The following is a 3156-nucleotide window of genomic DNA, read 5'->3' as shown; positions in this document are numbered from 1 at the left end:
TACAGTCAATGCAACCGTAATCGGCAGTTATGTACTGAGCTACAACGTGAACGATTCCTCAGGCAACTCTGCTACTACCGTTACCCGAACAATTAACGTTCAAGATACTGGCGCACCTAGCATCACTCTACTAGGTAGCAGCCCACTTAACCATGAGCTAAATACCCCTTATACCGATGCTGGTGCGACTGCGAATGACGCACTTGACGGAGACCTATCTGCAGGCATTATAGTTGGCGGCACAATGGTCGACTCTAGCGTTGCTGGTACTTATGTCATTACCTATGATGTCAGTGACTCCAACGGTAACCCTGCCGTACAGCAAACGCGCACGGTAAATGTGAACGACTTTACCGCCCCTGTCATTACACTTAATGGTGACAGCAGCATTAATATCGCTCTAGGTAGTGTCTACAATGATGCGGGTGCGAGTGCGTCGGACAATATTGATGGCGATATTTCAGCAAGCATTATTCAGAGTGGCGCTGTTGATACCGGTACAATTGGCAGCTATACACTTGTGTATAACGTAAGTGATGCGGCTGGCAACGATGCAATCCCCGTCACACGAACAGTTAATGTTGCTGATGCGAGCGGCCCTGTTATTACACTGATCGGAAACAACCCGATCGATCATGAGGTGAATACAATCTTCACCGACCCGGGTGCGACAGCGCTAGATAATGTCGACGGAGATGTATCTTCAAATATCGGTGTCAGTGGTACGGTCAATGCTGCAGTTGTTGGTAGCTATGTACTGAGCTACAACGTGAACGACTCATCGGGTAACCCTGCCAACACCGTTAATCGAACGGTCAATGTTCAGGATACCGGCGCTCCTAGCATCACCGTGTTAGGTAGCAGCCCACTTAACCATGAGCTAAATACCCCTTATACCGATGCTGGTGCGACTGCGAATGACGCACTTGACGGAGACCTATCTGCAGGCATTATAGTTGGCGGCACAATGGTCGACTCTAGCGTTGCTGGCACTTATATCATTACCTATGATGTCAGTGACTCCAATGGAAATCCTGCACCTCAACAAACACGTACGGTTAACGTGAATGACTTTACTGACCCCGTCATTACACTTATCGGAGATAGTTTTGTAAGTGTTGATATTGACAGTATTTATACAGATGCGGGGGCAAGCGCTTCGGATAATATAGATGGCGACATTTCATCCAATATAATCCCTAGTGGTTTCGTTGACACCAGTACCCCTGGAAGCTACACACTTAACTATGACGTGAGTGACGCCGCTGGCAATGCTGCAGCCACTGTTTCCCGAACTGTAAACGTATCAGACAGCTCAGGACCAACAATCACATTAATCGGTGGTGACACCATCGAGCACCAACAAGGCACGATATTCAACGACCCTGGTGCAAGTGCTTTCGACGCTGTCGACGGAGACGTTTCTTCAAATATCTCTATTACCGGCTTTGTTAACGCAAGCGTCGCAGGTAGCTATGCCCTAACCTACAACGTCAGTGACTCTCAAGGAAACCCTGCAACCCCGGTAACTCGTACTGTCAATGTTGCAGACTCCTTACCACCTGTTATCACGCTGATCGGAGATAACCCTCTTCATGTTGAGTTAAATGGCAGCTTTACTGAACTTGGCGCGACTGCTAGCGATAGTGTCGACGGAGACTTAAGCTCTGCAATTATTATTTCCGGTGACGCTGTCAATACCTCTATTGCTGGAACCTATATCACTCGTTATAACGTCAGCGATAACACAGGTAATTCCGCTATAGAAGTAACTCGAACAGTCCTTGTTTCAGATACGACGATCCCCGTTATTTCACTACTGGGCTCAAACCCTATGAGCATTGCATTGGGAAGCATCTTCAGCGACCCGGGCGCAACAGCAAGTGATAATATCGATGGAAATATTTCCACTAGCATTATCCCTAGCGGTAGCGTGGACCCAACAACTTTGGGCAGCTATACGCTTTCCTATGACGTCAGCGATAGTGCTGGTAACGCTGCACTTACCGTAACTAGAGTTGTTAACGTTGAAGATAATAGCGCACCACTTATCAGCCTATTAGGTGACAACCCAATGGACATATCGCTCGGCGGCAGCTACAACGAGGCCGGAGCGACTGCGACCGATAACGTTGATGGTGACTTAACAAGCAGCATTGCTATTAACGGATCAGTTGATACGGACACACCTGGAACGTACACCATTAGCTATAGTGTCAGTGACAGCGAGGGTAATGTTGGTAATGCTACCCGCCAAGTCAATGTAATCGATAACACTAGTAGCGATACCGTTCCACCGGTTATCTCCTTACTTGGAAACAACCCAATCTTAATTGAACTGGGTGGCACCTATTTCGAGCCTGGCGCAACTGCAGTCGATGGCGTTGATGGTGATTTATCAGCTTCTATCGCCATTTCAGGATTCGTCGCAACGAACGCCGTAGGAAGCTATCAGGTAACTTATAATGTCTCGGACTTGTCGGGTAATGCTGCCCTAACGGTGACAAGAACAGTTATCGTTCAAGATACTACCGCACCGGTCATAAGCCTATTAGGCTCGGACCCAAGCTATCATGAGCAAGGAACGACTTACATTGATGCAGGCGCGACCGCGAGTGATTTCGGTAGCGATATATCCTCTAGTATCTTTGTATCGGGAGATGTAAACGAGAATATCGCTGGCACTTACACATTAAGCTATGATGTCGCCGATGCTCAAGGTAACGATGCTACAACCGTGACGAGAACAGTACATGTAGTCGATACCACCCCCCCTAGTATTTCAGTACTAGGAGACAATCCAGTTGAAGTTATTCAAGGACATGTTTATAGCGACCTGGGGGTTTCAGCAACTGATAACATCGATGGCGACATATCATCGAACGTAAGTATTGATACAAGCGGGCTAGATATGTCGACACCAGGCAGTTATCAAGTTCACTTTAATGTCACTGACGCGGCGGGGAATAGCGCATTAACCCAAACCCGCACCGTCACAGTCATTCCACTTGTTAAAACATTTAGTGCAAGCCCAGGACTGGATGCGGGGTCATCATCGAACTCAACCAGTATGACTATATCCGATGACCGTCAGTTAGCTGACCTTAATGTTATGATTGATATATCGCATGGCCGACCAGGAGACCTGATCCTAAC

Annotated in this window: 1 protein-coding gene; it reads left to right on the top strand. The window is 47.6% G+C overall.

Annotation, left to right across the window (positions count from 1 at the left end):
• Positions 1-46 precede the first annotated feature (46 nt).
• The coding region (locus A3757_RS18255; RefSeq protein ID WP_197470124.1) for an immunoglobulin-like domain-containing protein at positions 47-3156 on the top strand (3110 nt) is incomplete at its 3' end.

It is taken from the genome of Oleiphilus sp. HI0117, from assembly GCF_001635235.1.
Note: the sequence above shows the minus strand (reverse complement) of the source record. Positions and strands in the feature narration are given on the sequence as shown.